The 16307-nt window shown below is 45.6% G+C and carries 15 protein-coding genes and 1 other RNA gene; 7 read left to right on the plus strand and 9 right to left on the minus strand.

The annotated features are described in order from the left end of the window. Positions 1–319: 319 nt before the first annotated feature. The 4 genes from EKG39_RS01935 to EKG39_RS01950 all read left to right on the plus strand — a co-directional run bounded on the left by EKG39_RS01935 (position 320) and on the right by EKG39_RS01950 (position 3193). Positions 320–1063 (plus strand): AAA family ATPase, encoded by a 744-nt coding sequence (locus EKG39_RS01935; protein WP_126503719.1) that lies wholly within the window; start codon positions 320–322, stop codon positions 1061–1063. After that, on the plus strand, positions 1023–1457 hold the full coding sequence (locus EKG39_RS01940; protein WP_126503721.1) for a CopG family transcriptional regulator: 435 nt from the start codon (positions 1023–1025) through the stop codon (positions 1455–1457). The genes EKG39_RS01935 and EKG39_RS01940 overlap by 41 nt, the downstream gene beginning before the upstream one ends. A 321-nt stretch (positions 1458–1778) precedes the next feature. Further along, positions 1779–2603 carry a M90 family metallopeptidase gene (locus EKG39_RS01945; RefSeq protein ID WP_126503723.1) on the plus strand — a complete coding sequence of 275 codons (825 nt, stop codon included), beginning with the start codon at positions 1779–1781 and terminating at the stop codon, positions 2601–2603. Between the two features lie 56 nt (positions 2604–2659). Continuing rightward, entirely contained in the window at positions 2660–3193 is a 534-nt protein-coding gene (locus EKG39_RS01950) for a nuclear transport factor 2 family protein (RefSeq protein ID WP_126503725.1), read from the plus strand. 77 nt (positions 3194–3270) lie between these two features. Here EKG39_RS01950 and EKG39_RS01955 read toward each other — a convergent pair whose 3' ends face one another. The 6 genes from EKG39_RS01955 to EKG39_RS01980 all read right to left on the minus strand — a co-directional run bounded on the left by EKG39_RS01955 (position 3271) and on the right by EKG39_RS01980 (position 12396). Then, positions 3271–4764, minus strand: coding sequence for an HDOD domain-containing protein (locus tag EKG39_RS01955; RefSeq protein ID WP_126503727.1), 1494 nt, complete (start codon positions 4762–4764; stop codon positions 3271–3273). A gap of 393 nt (positions 4765–5157) precedes the next feature. Further along, on the minus strand, positions 5158–6483 hold the full coding sequence (aceA, locus tag EKG39_RS01960) for an isocitrate lyase (protein ID WP_126503729.1): 1326 nt from the start codon (positions 6481–6483) through the stop codon (positions 5158–5160). 130 nt (positions 6484–6613) lie between these two features. Then, positions 6614–8320, minus strand: a complete 1707-nt coding sequence (aceB, locus tag EKG39_RS01965) for a malate synthase A (protein ID WP_425470112.1) — start codon at positions 8318–8320, stop codon at positions 6614–6616. A gap of 917 nt (positions 8321–9237) precedes the next feature. Next, the gene (locus EKG39_RS01970) at positions 9238–11061 is read right to left on the minus strand and encodes a tetratricopeptide repeat-containing diguanylate cyclase (protein ID WP_246028392.1); all 1824 of its coding nucleotides are present in this window, start codon (positions 11059–11061) and stop codon (positions 9238–9240) included. Positions 11062–11073: 12 nt separating this feature from the next. Beyond that, the gene (locus EKG39_RS01975; protein WP_126503731.1) at positions 11074–11295 is read right to left on the minus strand and encodes a hypothetical protein; all 222 of its coding nucleotides are present in this window, start codon (positions 11293–11295) and stop codon (positions 11074–11076) included. Positions 11296–11565: 270 nt separating this feature from the next. Beyond that, on the minus strand, positions 11566–12396 hold the full coding sequence (locus tag EKG39_RS01980; protein WP_126503733.1) for an SAM-dependent methyltransferase: 831 nt from the start codon (positions 12394–12396) through the stop codon (positions 11566–11568). A gap of 586 nt (positions 12397–12982) precedes the next feature. On the opposite strand from EKG39_RS01980, the gene EKG39_RS01985 reads away from it, so the two are divergent. Beyond that, a complete protein-coding gene (locus EKG39_RS01985) occupies positions 12983–13498 on the plus strand; it encodes an outer membrane protein assembly factor BamE (protein ID WP_126503734.1) in 516 nt (171 codons plus the stop codon). Positions 13499–13594: 96 nt separating this feature from the next. On the opposite strand, the gene EKG39_RS01990 is transcribed toward EKG39_RS01985, so the two are convergent. Further along, positions 13595–13927, minus strand: coding sequence for an RnfH family protein (locus tag EKG39_RS01990; protein ID WP_126503736.1), 333 nt, complete (start codon positions 13925–13927; stop codon positions 13595–13597). A gap of 152 nt (positions 13928–14079) precedes the next feature. Beyond that, positions 14080–14511 carry an SRPBCC family protein gene (locus EKG39_RS01995; protein WP_126503738.1) on the minus strand — a complete coding sequence of 144 codons (432 nt, stop codon included), beginning with the start codon at positions 14509–14511 and terminating at the stop codon, positions 14080–14082. 235 nt (positions 14512–14746) lie between these two features. Between EKG39_RS01995 and smpB the strand changes: the two genes are divergently transcribed. Continuing rightward, the gene (smpB, locus tag EKG39_RS02000) at positions 14747–15241 is read left to right on the plus strand and encodes an SsrA-binding protein SmpB (protein ID WP_126503740.1); all 495 of its coding nucleotides are present in this window, start codon (positions 14747–14749) and stop codon (positions 15239–15241) included. A 109-nt stretch (positions 15242–15350) separates the two neighbouring features. Beyond that, positions 15351–15706: a transfer-messenger RNA gene (gene ssrA / locus EKG39_RS02005) on the plus strand. A gap of 128 nt (positions 15707–15834) precedes the next feature. Here ssrA and EKG39_RS02010 read toward each other — a convergent pair. Continuing rightward, entirely contained in the window at positions 15835–16224 is a 390-nt protein-coding gene (locus EKG39_RS02010; protein WP_126503742.1) for a hypothetical protein, read from the minus strand. Positions 16225–16307: the final 83 nt, after the last annotated feature.

Consider the following 16307-nt stretch of genomic DNA (forward strand, 5'->3'; position numbering starts at 1 on the left):
GCAAAAAAACCGTAACCACCTGATAACACTTGTATAGATATCGAAAATCATAGATATGAACCGATATGTCAAAATTTTGCCAAACATGTCATTTAGTCAAATAACTGTCGCCAGACAAAAAACAAAAAAACGTCAAAAATCAGGTAATTGACACGAATTTAATAAGTCACTAAATTTGTTTTAACGCTTGATGTACACCACAAGAAAGATGACAGGCACACAGCCTGATTTAATATCGGATTAGATGGCATACCTCTGGTACAGACAGGCAAGCACTTGATGAATGTTCGACAGTAATTAGCGTGAAAGGGGATAGGAAATGATCATATTAGTCGGGGGCGAAAAAGGCGGCAGCGGTAAAAGCTGTTTAGCTCAAAACATCGCAGTGTTCTTAACTGCCGAATGTGGTGCGTCAATCATCATGGTTGACTGCGATCCTCAACGAACGACATCGGATTGGATTCAAGCAAGGAATAACAATCCGGAACTTGCCAGCATCAACTGTGTTCAACTTTACGGTAAGATACGAAACGACCTCTTGAGTCTCGAGCAGCACTACGATTTTGTCATCGTAGACTGTGGTGGCCAAGATAACCTGGCTCTGCGCGCGACCATGTCTGTCGCCTCACATGTACTGATGCCATTACGGCCTAAGCGCCGGGATCTGAAAACCGTCAGCCATATGGACGATATTGTCGCGACGTGCATGATGATTAATCCCAAGATGCGCGCCTCATTTGTTATCACTCAGTGCCCGAGTCTGCCTAATCAAGCCAATCGAATTTTTGAAGCGAAAGATGTCTGTCGAACTTACGACATCAATGTCTTAGATGCCATCACCTATAGCCGTAATATCTACGATGATAGTGAAGAGTCCGGCCTATCAGTTATCGAGATTCAACCGACGGGGAAAGCGGCGGCAGAGATGCGTGGAATTGCCTGTGAATTGTTAGAGGCACAAAACGCAACTGAGATAAGAAACCGTATAGCAACAACCAAGATGAATAAGATGAGAGGTGACTATGGGTCTGGCCGATCTCAAGAAAAGCTCTACGCAGTCTGATCCGGGGACTAACCCGAATACACGAAAGTTGCAGATGTCACTCGATGAGTTTATTGACGATGCGACAAGCTATGCTGCGGGTCACTCATCGGCTGATAAGAGTATGGCCGATGTGATAGAGCTAGCTTCACATTTTAGCGTCCCGGAATCACAGCCCTTTAGCAACGCCATTAGCCGTAGCGAACCTAAACAGGTGATAAAGGTACTCAGAGGTACCGAGCCTTATAGAAAAGCGACATTTACTTTGAGTGAGTCAGCAATATCTCATTTGGCAGAACTGGCCAGTGGTTGTGATGTAGCAAAATCAAAACTCATTCGATTTCTTATCGAACACCATTTCTCACTCAGCGATGATGAGCGAAAAGAGAAGGAGAACTCCATTATTGTGGACTGATTCTCTTGTGGACTCACTCTTGTCGTCTATTGCACCGAACCAGGCAATGACGACATAGATTGAGAAGACAAATTATTCAGTGAAAGTCTGCTCAATTCAACTAACCCTTTTACCCGTTTTTCCCAACCTTCGCTGGCAGCTGACTTTTCCCAAAGAGTACTTTACGAGCTGCCAGATTTTTTTATGCAGAGCTCTATGAAACCTTTGTCTCAGAGAGATAAAAACAAGCAGCGATTGAATTATCCCCAACTTAACCCAATATCGATCAGGAGAGCAAAATAAAACAGAATACTTAAAGGTAGGAGAGAGTAATTAATTGATATGTTAGCCATTACGTTAGTCAGTATCATAGGTATCGCAGCGATATGCTGGATTGCCTCACACTCGTGGCGAGTCGAGCGGCAACGAAAGCTGATAAGCAAGCGAGCATTTCCAAAACGATGGAGGGATATCCTCAAGAGGCGAATGCCCTATTTCCGCTCATTGCCTACCGATCTTCAACTACAACTCAAGCAGCATATTCAGGTATTCATCAATGAAAAACAGTTCGTCGGCTGCGATGGTATCGAGATAGACGATGAGATCCGCGTAACGATAGCCGCACAAGCCTGCCTGCTGTTATTAAACCGTCACACCGACTTCTATCCTAACCTCAAACAGATATTAGTTTACCCCTCCATATTTATCGTCAATAACCAGGAGTACAGAGATGGTGGTGTCATCTCAGAGCGGCAACGGATTCTTTCAGGTGAGTCATGGCAACAGGGAAAAGTGATACTCTCATGGCAAACCACTCAAGCCGATGCCGCCACCCCGGGTGACGGCAGTAATGTGGTACTCCATGAATTTGCCCACCAGCTCGATCAAGAAGCAGGTGATGCCAATGGTGCGCCTCTGTTGAATAGAATGAGTGATTATTCGACCTGGTCTGAGGTACTCAGCGAGGAGTACGAAACATTACGACTCAATGCTCAGCAAAACCAACCATCAATTTTCAGTTATTATGGGGCGACCAGCCCGGCCGAGTTTTTTGCGGTGATAACCGAGGTCTTCTTCGAGCGTCCCGAGGAGTTTTACCATCAGCATAAGAGTCTCTACAAAGAGCTAAGTGTATTCTTCAACCTGGATCCGATTAACTGGCAATAAACCGAAAAATAACCAGAAAGAAATGAAAAGAGTTAAAAAGAGATAAAGGAACTCCGATGACAGCTTCATATAACACGACACCAAGCATACCCTTGCCCACTCGATGGCGCTCTTCGCTTCTAAAACTGCTTACAGCAGTAACATTATTGATAGGAGCAACATCGGTCAGTGCCTCAGAGGGTAAACAATTGAGCCAAGCCGAAGCGCTACTCGATAGCCTGCATCAGTCGGCCGCAGAGGCAAACTGGAACAGATACTTCTCCCTCTACCTGCCCGATGCTATCTTTATCGGCACCGATGCGACTGAACATTGGACCATGTCTGAATTTGAAGGATATGCTCGCCCGACCGATGGCTGGGAATACACTCTCCGGGAGAGAACCTTGGTCCCGCTGACGACACTAAATGGCGATAAGGTGCTGGTATTCGATGAACTACTCGATAGCGCCTCATATGGCGTCAGCCGCGGAACCGGTACTTTACTCTTAACAAGCTCCGGCTGGAAAATTGCCCAGTACCATCTCAGCTTCCCCATTCCCAATGAGATAGCGAAAGAGATCACCGCAAGAATTAAAGCTGCTAAGAAATAGTACTGATTGGTATAAAGGAGTGCCTGATCCCAGCTTCCGGGATCTGACACTTTGAATAGTTAGTATTCTAGTATTGGTTAGTGTCCCATCGCTGCCGATAAGCAGACATTGGCCAGTTGAGAGAAATGAGTGAAGTTATCGAATTCCGACTGGTCGAGTTTGCGATCGGTACTGTCTCTGTCAGCATAGATAATACCGATAACCTTCTGTTCGACCAGTAACGGCGATATCATAAAGCCTGTGGCTGAAGTTTTATTTTTCAAATCATCATCCATATACAGGCGCCACTTGGCCGAACTGGGATCATCCACAAACATGGGCTGTTTCAGCTCAATGCAATCACAAAACAGACACTGGGGCTGTTCGAGTGTGATGATAAACTCATTTTTCATCTGCTCCGCACCATCTCCCAGCACGATACGCGGTTGCAAACGCTTGCGGTTGGGCGAAAGCAGCAAGACGCCACAGCGGTCGACGCCAACCCCGGTAAGAATCCCCTCTAGGGTCGTCGTGATCACCTGGTTGAAATCGGCTTTCACCATAGCGCAATTCGTCAGCTCTCTGAGTTTTTTCAATTGTTCATTCATATCGGGCATACGAACAACGGGGGCATCGACTTTAGCATTAAGATCTTTGGTTAAATGCTTAGGGTTAGGTAGATGTTCGACTAATACCTTAGCGCCATAGGCTTCGGCTAGTTTTTTTGTCGCGTTGCTACAGCGTATCATCCGCCCTTTGAGCTCATCGACCTTGATTTCCAGCATGTCGGCGGTCTGTTTAAGCCTCTGCTGTAGCAGCTCTGCCGGAAGGGGGTCTTGGGCTAAGAGTTCACTGATCTGATTGGCCAGATAGATACTGCGGATCTCCGGTGTTCTCTCGTTGGGGTTACTCAGAGACTTTAATAACACATCCCCTAAGCCCCAGTTTCTCGCAATGCCTAAGGACAGGGTATTAAAGGAGGTACCTAACACCTCGCGGATCATCGCCTTTTCCTGTATCGGGTCCTCACACTCCGCCATAGAAGCATCGAGCTCCACCGCCTCTTCGCAGCCAGTGCTCCAAAATGCACTCTCGCCCAGATGGTAGAGTAGCGAAGCAATAAAGACCTCCTCTTGCAACTCCTCGTCGTGATCTCGCAACATCATCTTGGCTAACATGGCAGCCTGAAACGCTCTCGCCATCAGCTTGATAAGCCTCTGATACACTTCGGGGGTCAAGCCCTCAGACTCCAGCAGGCTACTGAGCAGCTTTGCCGTAATACAGATATTGCGTATGGTATCGAAGCCTAAAACGACAGATGCACGACTCACAGTGGTCACATGGCTGATGCCTTTGCTATAGGTTGCACTGTTCGCCACCCTCAAAATTCGGGAGGTTAAGGCATTATCATGCATCACACTCTTCCCTAATATACTCAAGGATGAGACATCATCTTTTGCCAGCTTCTCTAAGGTCTTTACCGTAGAGCACAATGCCGGCATCTCCTGATCGCTGATGCGTTTGGTCCAATAATCGACTCCCTTCGATTTGGTATTCGATTTCGCATTAGATTGGTTATTCGAAAGCTTCAATTTTTATCTCTGCTCGTAGGTAGTGCTTGCAAGCAAGCTAAATGCGCTCTAATTGACCCTAAGTATAGGCACTGAATACAAAAGTTTGCGTCTAACCTTATTAGAAAGTTAACAATATCAATTGAGATGGCCTGCTCAGGCAGTACATCTGCCTGGCTACATTATGACATTAAAAAAGTTACCACTCCAACCCAAAAAGCAAACACAACCGCAACAAAAACAACCCGGGGGAGTCGCAGGCACAAGCAAACTTTATTTGTTTATATGGGAACTAATACCAATCGGCATCGCGTCATATAGGAGAAAGGAAAAACCCATGCCGCATGTAGGGGTACGGCATGGGGGACAACGGCTGCAAGGCAGCAAATTGAAACTGGTTTGAGATGTGAATTCTTAAAACTGTTTTTCTTCGGTAGAGCCTGTTAATGCCGTCACAGAGGAGTGGCCGCCCTGGATCACATTCGTTACCCGGTCGAAATAGCCGGTACCCACCTCTTGCTGGTGTGCCACGAAGGTATAACCTTTTCTGGCCGCCGCAAATTCCGCCTCCTGCACCTTCTCGACATAATGTTTAACCCCCTCTCCCCGGGCACAGTCATAAGCCAGGTCAAACATGTTGTACCACATGCTGTGAATGCCCGCTAAGGTGATAAATTGATACTTATAGCCCATCTGCGACAACTCTCTTTGAAAATGCGAGATGGTCTCGTCATCCAGGTTTTTCTTCCAGTTAAATGAAGGGGAGCAGTTGTAAGCTAATAGTTGATCCGGAAAGTGCTCGTGAATGGCATCGGCAAATTTTCTGGCCTCATCGAGGCAGGGCGTCTCTGTTTCACACCAGATAAGATCGGCAAAAGGTGCGTAAGCCAAACCGCGGGATATCGCCTGCTCAATTCCGGCTTTAACACGATAGAACCCCTCCTCGCATTTATCTCCCGTGATGAAATCACTGTCATAGGGATCGCAATCTGAAGTCAAGAGATCGGCACCGTTAGCATCGGTGCGGGCTATGACTAAGGTCTCCACTCCACACACATCGGCTGCCAGCCTCGCACTCACCAGTTTTTGTATCGCCTCTTTAGTCGGGACAAGCACCTTGCCCCCCATGTGGCCACACTTTTTCACCGATGCGAGTTGGTCTTCGAAGTGAACCCCGGCAGCACCGGCATCGATCATACTCTTCATTAACTCGAAAGAATTGAGTACCCCACCGAAGCCAGCTTCTGCATCGGCAACTATGGGTAAGAAATAGTCTCTGTAACCCTCATCTCCCGGATTGAGTCCATTGCTCCACTGGATCTGATCCGCACGGCGAAACGCACTGTTGATATTCTCCAGCACCGCCGGTACCGAGTTAGACGGATAGAGTGATTGATCGGGATACATAGCTCCGGCCAAATTCGCATCGGCCGCGACCTGCCAACCCGACAGATATATCGCTTCGATTCCCGCCTTCGCCTGCTGAACCGCCTGACCACCACTTAAGGTGCCGAGTGAATTAACGTAGCCTTTCTTAGCGCCTCCGTTAACCAGCTCCCATAATCTGGCGGCACCGCGTTTCGCCAACGTATTCTCCGGAACCAATGACCCCCGCAGGGCCACCACATCCTCGGCAGTATAGGGGCGGGTGACTCCTTTCCAACGAGGGTTCTCACTCCAGTCATTCTCGATGGCTTGGATCTGCTCCTGCCGTGAAACTGGTATCGACGCCTTATTCATAATCATCTCCATTCACTCACCAATGCTAATGTCTCATTGGCATCCGCAATACGTTAACTAATTAATGCTGAGCCCGGCTAGTTCAGGCTCAATCAAGGGGGCTGCTTGCTTAATGAGTTAAACCACGGCCTTATTGACCGGTTAACATTTCATATCCAGGTAGAGTCAGGAAATCCACAAGCTCATCAGAGGTGGTGATCTGCTCGAGCAAAACTGCCGCTTGTGTATAGCTGCCATGGGTGAACCGCTCCGCCCCCACTTCAAGCTTCACATTCGCCAGTTCCTCTACAAGCATCTCTTTAAACAAGGCTTTAGTTACCAAAGAGCCATTAGAGAGCTTCTGCTCATGTTTGATCCACTGCCAAATTGAAGTTCGGGATATTTCGGCGGTGGCCGCATCTTCCATCAGGCCATAAATAGGCACACACCCATTACCATTTATCCAGGACTCGATATATTGCAATGCGATGCGAATATTCAGGCGCATTCCGGCCTCGGAGCGCTCCCCGTCACAGGGCAGCAGCAGATCTCTGGCGTGAATGGGGGCATCTACATCGCGAGTGATATGTAATTGGTTAACGTGATCTTCACCTATATACTCATTGAAGATCCCCATAGCGGTATCGGCTAAGCCCGGATGTGCCACCCAAGTGCCATCGTGTCCATTTCTCGCCTCAAGCTCTTTATCTCTGCGTACCTTTTCAAGTACCTCTCGATTCATTCCGGCCTCTTTGGCGGGAATAAATGCAGCCATGCCCCCCATGGCCAATGCACCGCGCTTATGGCAGGTCTTAACCAACAACCGTGAATAAGCGCTTAAAAACGACTTATCCATGGTCACGGCTTGTCTGTCGGGCAGAACGCGATCCGGATGATTCTTTAATGTTTTGATATAACTGAAAATATAGTCCCAGCGACCACAATTAAGCGCAACTATGTTAGATCTCAGTTCATAGAGGATCTCTTCCATCTCAAAGACTGCGGGCAGGGTTTCAATCAGGCAGGTACACTTAATCGTACCGGGCTGCAGGCAGAAACGCTCTTCAACGAAGGCAAATACCTTGGCCCACCAGCGGGCTTCCTCATGGCTCTCCAATTTGGGAATATAAAAATAGGGGCCACTGCCTTTTGTCAAAAGTTGACGATAGTTATTATAGAAATAGAGGGCAAAATCGAACAAGGATGCGGGGATAGCCGCCGCGTCAAACTCGACATGTTTTTCGAGCAGATGCAAACCACGAACGCGACAGACTAGTACCGCAGGGGAGTCATTTAGCCGATAATGCTTGCCAGTCTCCGGCGAGGTATACTCAATGTCACCACGCACCGCGTCGCGCAAATTGACCTGTCCCTCTACCACCTTATTCCAACTCGGCGCCAATGAGTCCTCAAAGTCGGCCATAAACACCTTCACATTGGCATTCAAGGCATTAATGATCATCTTGCGGTCGACAGGGCCGGTGATTTCGACACGCCTGTCGGTTAAATCTTGCGGGATCCCACGAACCTGCCAATCACCATCTCTTATCGCACGGGTCTGGGGCAGAAAGTTAGGCAGTTCACCGGCATCGATTAACGCCTGTTTTTTCACTCGGTTTGAAAGAAGCTGTGGCACCTGTGAGGCAAACTGTCTGCACAGCAGTTCGAGCAGGCTCAACGCGCCTTCGGTAAAAACATGCTCCTGCCCCTCGACATGTGCCCCTTTAATAGTGAGCCCATCTCTTATATCCGTCTCAGAGGTACGGGTGGCAGCGCTCTCTTTAAACATCTGATTTTCAAATGCCGATGGTGTAGGCGTTGAATCATTCTGCGTATTATCGGTTACTTCGTGTGTCATCCCTCTCTCCCCCTATGATATAAGGCCAAACAGCTAATTAGGCACCTTGCTTCAATATGTCGATAAACAGCTGGTCTAAATATTAGTTTCAGATGTTTAAATCATTCATTTTGAACAAAAGCTACTCATTAAAGGTTGTATTTGCAACAGTTCGGGATAAGAGACAGAGAGGAATAAAAGTCACAAACAGAGAAAGCGCAAATGGTATTACCACTCACAAAAACACCTACATAACAGCAACTTGAAACAAATACACCACTTCTGTGTCCGAGTATAAAAACAGATTTGGAATTTGTCTGACAAATGAACCACGGCTCACGCCTGTTGCATAATTACGAAATAAAATAAGCAAACGCAAACAATTGATTACAAACAATTCATCAAATGAGATGAAAGTAAACTCTAGTTGCCGTTTTTAATTAACCTTTAGGTTAATTAAAAAAATACATGAAATTCAGTAGATTACCCAAGAGCAAGAAATAACCACATTCAAACAGCCGTTTCAATGTTACGTTTACGTTAACGATAGGCGGTGGTGATTATAACTAATGCTATATTCGGTGCGTGTTTGTCGATCAACATATAAATAAACATTGGTTTAAATGAAAAAAAACCAAAATAAATAGCATTTAGAGTGATTAGAGTGATGATGGTTGATGAGCGACAGGCATGAAGGGGTTACACGCTAACTGCCCACGAATCTAGTTGGTGATGTAGGAGCGGCTTTAGGGGCGATGTTTTGCCGCTATAGTTCTCATAGCTCCTGACGAGCTCGTATCTCGTATCTCGTATCTCGTAGCTTATAGCTTATAGCTTATAGCTTATAGCTTATAGCTTATAGCTTATAGCTTATAGCTTATAGCTTATAGCTTATAGCTTATAGCTTATAGCTTATAGCTTATAGCTACTCTCAAAGACTAACTTTCAACCTGAGTTCTTTCGACAAACTCACTCGGGCTTTCATCCGGCTTCACAATAAAAGCAGGTGCACGCGACAGCCCAATCTCGGGGGTGTATACCGTTACACGGTTTAGCCCATTCTCTTTAGAGTAATTCATGGCGATATCTGCTCTGTGTAGCAAAGGATCCAGGCTCAAGTCGGCACTAGAGCTCGAAGTCACGCCAAAACTGCCGGTGAGGGTAAAGCCACGGCCGGAATACTTAGTGTCCATGGCTTCAATAGCAAGCCTGTGCTGCTCGGCAATCTTCTGAGCATTTTCTGCATCTGTACCGGGTAGAAACAGCACAAACTCTTCACCGCCGAATCGGGTAAAAATATCATTTGAGCGACAATTTTTTAAGATGGTTTCACAGACATGCTTCAATACCCAATCGCCGGTGCCATGACCAAAATTATCGTTAATACGTTTAAAGTGATCGACATCGAACATGATCACACTGAACTCGAGTGACTTAAACGTATCTTTAATATAACGGTTTTCTGCCATGTTCTGTGCCGTGCTACGGTTTAAGATCCCGGTTAGAGGATCGTTTTGAGCCAGCTTCTTGTATTTACGTTTCTGACCGCTTATGGCAATGGCGAACATGGCCAGAAGTACGAAGCTGCCGCCCACAATTAACAACCCCATACGATCGTTATTGCGCTTTAACGCTCTCATCTCCTCTCGTGCGGTATAGAGCTCACGTTCATGGTTAAGCATGTTGATCTCACGACTTTTTTCACCGTTTTCAAACTTGGCCATCTGGTAAGCATTCGCTTTGGCCTTGGTGTCATCGAGAAGGGTATTAGTAATATTCTGATGTTGGCTCAGGTATTGATAAGCCAGTGCATGCTCGCCACGTTCACTGGCAAGCCCGGCCAGCACCTTAGTCGCTCTCTTCTTGTAATTGAGGTTAATTGGCTCATCGGGCAACGCCATCACTAAGCCGGCATACTCTTGCGCCTTTTCGGTTTGCAGCAAGCCCAGGTAGGTCTCACTGAGGAGAGAGTGAGTACTGTCAATCTCAATCTGAAACTTAAAATTACGATACTCCTCTAATGCCTGAAGCAGATAACTCTCAGCAAGTGCGTAATTTCCTTGCTTTATTGCCACATCGCCCAACCCCTTTTTAGACATGGCGACTATGACTGGTAAATTATTTAGCTGGCAAAAATCGCGGCTGCTTTTAAATCGGCTTTCGGCCATCTCCAGCTTTTGTGTTTTCAACTCGGCCACCGCTAAATAAAGCAGAGAGTAACACTCATTCTTGACGCTGTTACCTTTACTAAGCTGTAACGCAAGCCCTGCATACCTAAACATCTCGCTGTAGGCTTGCAGATCTAAATAGAGGTTAACTAATCTCAGATAGGAGCTGGTTTTTATTTCGATATCTTCCAACTCCTCTATTCTGGAGAGGTTAGTCGACATCACATCCAGGGCCTGCTGATACTCGTGTAAGCCTAAATAGGCACTCGCCTGATAGAGATAGACTGAGTTGAGTAATTTTTTAGGCGGGTTTAAGCTCTCGGCCTGCTTTAATGTTGTAATGGCATCGGCGAATCTGGCGCCATACAGATGTTGCACACTCTGCAAGATCAGCAAACGGGAGTACTGTTCAGAAGTTAGTTCATCTTTTACAGATGAGAGTTCCTCTATCAAAGTAAGTGTGCGATCGGGCTTAGAATGCACAACCTCACTAAGTTCATCTAATTTTTCATTGTATACGTCAGAGGCAGCCACCACAGTGCTTGAAAACACCATGATGACTATAAACAAAACAACAGTATTTAGAACTTTCATTAAGTCTCTGTATTACTTTTGATCATTAGGGCTGGCAATAATCATATAGGTTTTAGCTTCCACGCTTTCTCCTGACAGTGATTTTATCTTCTTGGTATCCCCTGACATGACGGTCTTGATCTCTTCATCCGTTAGGCCGTTGGCCTTCATCACACCTTCAGGATCTTGCTTATAGGCATCCATCAGGTCGGAATCGGTACCCAACTTCTCGAAAAAATCATTAAAATTTGACATCTATACTCTCCTTTTTATAAACGTACCATCTCAAAGCGTACTAAAAGTGCATCTTGCTAGCGCACATATTGGTTGTTGTTATCGGTAAACAGGCTTTGTACTTTTTTCTTACTCTTACTCTTACTGTTTCCCTTGGAGTTTTATCTTTTTCTTTCGCTTCTGACTCTACTCTTTGTTCTATGCCGTGTGAGGTTTACCTTGCTTGTTTTCATTTTTAATCAGCACGACAATATTTTAGCTTAGAAGCTTAAACTCAAAGGTGCATTATTTTTACCCTAAATCGGCTTCCGAGATCCCCAATTTGGCCAAAATCTCAGTATTAAACGCTAACTCTCGACTCGGCGGGATCAATAGAGTGCTGATAGGGGTTAACTCGGCAAAAGGCAAATTCTTCAACGGGAGTCTGTCGATACGAGGGCTTTGCACCGGCAAATTTGGAGCCTCGTAGATCACTATCTCATGCTCCAGCGGATACCATTCACTCAGCTGCTCGACCAGTATCTGCAGACGATCCGATGAGGTACTGAATTTAGTCAGGGTATGTTCACCCGCGATCCCTATCTGCCAAAGTAACAGGTGTGTCGTCGGATCGGGCGTATGCCTGTAAAACATAAACTGGCTGGCCTCGAAACTCTGATGACCCGAGTTTCCGGGATCGATACCCACGTCTGCCCATAAACAGGCCTCGGCGGAGATCCCCGGCTCCATCTTTGCGCTGTAGCCCTCATCTTTCGCCTGCGCTATCGCAAAGTGAGACACACAGGCAAACACACCGGGATGACCATAAAGCGCACACACCACTTTTTTACCCAGGCGAACCTCATCCAGTATGGCTTGAACCATCTGAGCATAGGTATCGCGTCGATTCTTTACCTCATCGCCTTGAGCGTAATAGGGTTGTAAGCTGCGCACATCCTCGTTGAGTGTTTCAAGCCAGTGCTGCGCGAAGCCATCGGGAACCAAAGAGAACACCACATCGGCATTTTCTATATAACTCTTACTCAGTATGCTGATCTGTCCAGCCAGATTAAGCCCCGTACCGACACACACTAATGTTCCTCTTGGGACCTCTTGCTTCTTATCCGTTGGCACTGGCGTCATCCTATTCATCCTATCAAGGCAGAGTCATCCTGATTATTTTCATAACCCGGGTATTTGTGCATAATTTTCAAGCGTTAAACTACATTCTCATAACTTTCTTAACACTTTGCAAGCGGTTATTGGCCGTAAAATAATTTGAAACAGATTTCCCTGATATTACTCAGGTTTAAGCATTTATTACTGGAATACTCAGTACGGATACTCTGTACGGAATATTCAAAAGATGAGGAACTCTTTAACTTGAGCCGCTTTCAGGCTCAACCGCTACCCGGTTGCTGACAAAACATGACCTAAATTAACCAGGTAACGAAAAACACCCGGCAACGAAAACAACAGTCATAACCATATTGAACCTAAATAGCCGTCTCACTGAGTTCAAGGAACAAAAGTTAACTCCGGAGGTCGAATCTACAAGATTGAATGTGATGCTCGGTCGAATGCCATGTTAATGCCGTAAAGTGGCCGTCGAGATTCGATCCATTTAAAACAAATGACTTTTCATTGAACCTGAGTACCGATAGCCCTTGTCAGCATAGGGAGTGCTTGGGTATGATGGCCAGCAGATTTTTAGGAAGTAGCGTATTCAATGACAATTAAAAAGCAAAGTCTTACCCTTTTGGGCGCAGCTGCGCTCTCGTTATCGCTCAGTGCCTGTAGCGTTTTTGACTGGCTGATCTATAAGCCGGATATTCCTCAAGGTAACTACATGGAAACTCAACAGGTTGAAAAACTGCGTATTGAGATGACCAAAGAGCAAGTTGAATACATTCTGGGCCGTCCGGTGCTTCGTGACAGCTTCGCCGATGACACTTGGTACTATGTATACCATTACAAGAGTGGACGTGATGCCAGCATCACACATAAAGAGCTGATCATACATTTTGAAGGCGACATGCTGACAAAAGTCGATGGTGATTATGAGTTAGCGGAAGATTTCAATACGCCACTTGATCAGAGCCGTCTACCCGATGCTCCTCTGACAGGAATCGATGCCGATCTTAATGAAGACAGTGAGCCGTTGATCCCTGAGCAGCGCCCGGATAGCAAGCCTTTGGTTGAAGAAGTTCAGCCGAAATCACAGGCTAAAAAGAAGTTTGAATAACTTCCGGTAACTGTTGTTAAAATCCCAGGCCTCACAGCCTGGGATCAAAACTATTATTTGTTAAGACGTTAGTTAAAACGCTAGTTAAAATATTAGTTAGACCTTTCCGCCAGTCTTCTTATTTATCCGCCCCTCATCTTTGGCTTTTTCGGCTCTCTTACGGCGCACATCTTTAGGATCGGCAATCAGTGGACGATATATCTCAACCCTCTGGCCCGGCACCAACACCTCGTGATTTTTCACTAAACGACTGAAAATCCCCAGCTTAACGTTTTCGAGATCAATCTCGGGAAAAAATGCAGCGATTTCGCTCTGCTTTACCGCCTCTATACAGGTAGTGCCAGGCGCAACCTTGATCTGAATTCGTTTCTGTTGTGTTGGCAAGGCATAGATAACCTCTACCTCAAAATTTTCTTGGTCTATATTCATCAATCTTATCTCTTAAAAATCTCAGGTGCTGAATGAGGAGCTTAAGACTTAGTACTATCAGTAAGAAACTGGCAATATATAATCGGTAATAAATACCGAGTCGTAAATAACTATCTAGTAATAAGTATCTGGTAATAACTATCTGTATATAACTATCTGTATATAACTTTGGCTCTACCGGTAAAGGCTGTCACCATTGAAGCCATCAACTCTTTGAAAATTTTACCGAAGGCCATATCGACCAAAGAGCTGGAAAACTCAAAATTCAACTCGAAATCAATTTTACAAGCATCTTCAGTCAACTCGGTAAAGCGCCACTCACCGACCAGATGATTAAAGGGACCATTCTCGAGTGCTAACTGGATACTTTTTCCCGGGATAATTTGATTTCTGGTCGTAAAAGTTTTGCTGATCCCCGCCTTGGAGACATCTACCGAAGCCAGCATGGTTTCGCCATCGAACTCCAACACCTTGCCACCGACACAGCCGGGCAGGAACTCTTTGTAAGATTCAACATCATTAACAATTTCATACATCTGCATTGCGCTAAAGCGCACTAACACGCTGCGGGATATTTGTGGCATTTTAACTCTTTGACCTGATAACAGTGGCTGTTTATATTCTCTATTGATGGGATTTTAACACGAACCTCAGAAAACACATATTTCCAGCCAGACAGGCCAAAATACTCAGTTCACGGCATAACGCACGCTGAATATGTACAAAAACCAATCAAACCCACGACAATTATAAAAAATCATCGAATAATTTGGTGGGAGCAATTCCAAAAAATGTATCGCCGAGTATAATAGCCAGCCTATGGCTAAGAAAAACGCAAAAAAATCAAAAAACTCCTCCGCATCTATTGCGCGTAATAAACGCGCGACATTCGACTATAAGTTCGATGAGAAGATGGAAGCAGGTCTATCCCTAATGGGATGGGAAGTGAAGTCTATTCGTATGGGCAAGGTTAACTTGTCTGAAAGCTATGTATTTATGAGAGATGGCGAAGCCTTTCTTTTCGGATGTACCATAGCCCCATTGAATACCGCATCCACACATGTTGTCTGTGATCCAATGCGCTCGCGTAAGCTGCTACTTAAACGTAAAGAGTTAGATAAGTTGCAGGGACTCGTCGATCGTAAGGGTTACTCTATCGTACCAATCTCTATGTATTGGCAAAAAGGCGCATGGGTAAAAATTGAGATCGGTCTTGGTAAAGGTAAGAAAGAGCACGACAAGCGTGACGATACCAAAGACAGAGAGTGGCAGATTGAAAAGGCCCGCACCATGAAAAAGGCGGTTCAACAGTAATTTCAGTACCGTACGAACATTAGAACGTACGTATATCGAACAATCGGTTGTAAATGCAGTTTTTATCCTTGGTAAACGAGATATGACGCGTTACAATCACATTGTACTTGGGGGCGATTTTGGATTCGACAAGATTCTCGAAACCCTGGGAGCATGCCGAGGGGCGGTTGGCCTCGTAAAAAGCCGCACAGTTATAGTTGCAAACGACGATAACTACGCTCTAGCAGCTTAGGCTAGCTAGCCATCTTGCTCACGTTTCTCAAATGGGCAGAGTATTAAGATGGTCACCTTTACATTTGATAGCGAGGGAACCACGTTCAGGGGTGAACCGCGAAACAGTACTGAACTCGCCAATTACAATCCTGTCTTTCGGAGTGTACTTGGTTAACCAATAGAGAGACTAAGCATGTAGCGCCTTGGATGTAGGCTTTTTGGACGCGGGTTCGAGCCCCGCCGCCTCCACCAATTCTAAAAAAGGGCCATCAGAAATGATGGCCCTTTTTTATGTCAAAAATTTGGAAGTGACAGCCAAATATCGCTGCTACTTATACTTCTTAATGCAAACCACAGGTTAAGAGTAAGATGGTCATCAATTAAATCAACGAATACAACCAGGTTCCCAGCCTGTAGATGTCATAGAGGAAGTAACAGAGAAGAAAAAGCGTGCCAATCTGAATCAACTTGTCTCGCCAATCTATGTTTGACAGAAAGTCTTCAACATCCTCCTCTATCGATTCACCTGACTGGCTTATCTCATCAACTCCTTTTGCATCAACTCCTTGTATTCCGAGCTTGGCTGCATCAATTGGGTTAACAACAGAGTTGACCGCATCTTGTTGGGCAGCCCTCAACGCCAAATTTTCTAACGTCAATTTATCATTCTCAAGCCGCAGCTTTTTCATGCTTCTCACCTGTATAGAGAAACCGATAAAACCAGCCAACGGAACTAAAATAGCGATAATTACAAACCAAATGATTTCCATATTCATCTCTATAGCTTCATCCTATGTGGAGAACCAATATTTCTACATGTCGAGCACATCAAAATTCTACGAGTGTCGATAGC

Origin of the sequence: Shewanella atlantica, from assembly GCF_003966265.1 — a bacterium.
GTDB lineage: Bacteria > Pseudomonadota > Gammaproteobacteria > Enterobacterales > Shewanellaceae > Shewanella > Shewanella atlantica.

Bases quoted from the DNA above. Each gene is read 5' to 3' on its own strand.
- EKG39_RS01935 (WP_126503719.1), top strand. From the start codon at position 320: ATGATCATATTAGTCGGGGGCGAAAAAGGCGGCAGCGGTAAAAGCTGT.
- EKG39_RS01940 (WP_126503721.1), top strand. From the start codon at position 1,023: ATGGGTCTGGCCGATCTCAAGAAAAGCTCTACGCAGTCTGATCCGGGG.
- EKG39_RS01945 (WP_126503723.1), top strand. From the start codon at position 1,779: ATGTTAGCCATTACGTTAGTCAGTATCATAGGTATCGCAGCGATATGC.
- EKG39_RS01950 (WP_126503725.1), top strand. From the start codon at position 2,660: ATGACAGCTTCATATAACACGACACCAAGCATACCCTTGCCCACTCGA.
- aceA (WP_126503729.1), bottom strand. From the start codon at position 6,483: ATGAATAAGGCGTCGATACCAGTTTCACGGCAGGAGCAGATCCAAGCC.
- aceB (WP_425470112.1), bottom strand. From the start codon at position 8,320: ATGACACACGAAGTAACCGATAATACGCAGAATGATTCAACGCCTACA.
- EKG39_RS01970 (WP_246028392.1), bottom strand. From the start codon at position 11,061: ATGAAAGTTCTAAATACTGTTGTTTTGTTTATAGTCATCATGGTGTTT.
- EKG39_RS01975 (WP_126503731.1), bottom strand. From the start codon at position 11,295: ATGTCAAATTTTAATGATTTTTTCGAGAAGTTGGGTACCGATTCCGAC.
- EKG39_RS01980 (WP_126503733.1), bottom strand. From the start codon at position 12,396: ATGACGCCAGTGCCAACGGATAAGAAGCAAGAGGTCCCAAGAGGAACA.
- EKG39_RS01985 (WP_126503734.1), top strand. From the start codon at position 12,983: ATGACAATTAAAAAGCAAAGTCTTACCCTTTTGGGCGCAGCTGCGCTC.
- EKG39_RS01990 (WP_126503736.1), bottom strand. From the start codon at position 13,927: ATGAATATAGACCAAGAAAATTTTGAGGTAGAGGTTATCTATGCCTTG.
- EKG39_RS01995 (WP_126503738.1), bottom strand. From the start codon at position 14,511: ATGCCACAAATATCCCGCAGCGTGTTAGTGCGCTTTAGCGCAATGCAG.
- smpB (WP_126503740.1), top strand. From the start codon at position 14,747: ATGGCTAAGAAAAACGCAAAAAAATCAAAAAACTCCTCCGCATCTATT.
- EKG39_RS02010 (WP_126503742.1), bottom strand. From the start codon at position 16,224: ATGGAAATCATTTGGTTTGTAATTATCGCTATTTTAGTTCCGTTGGCT.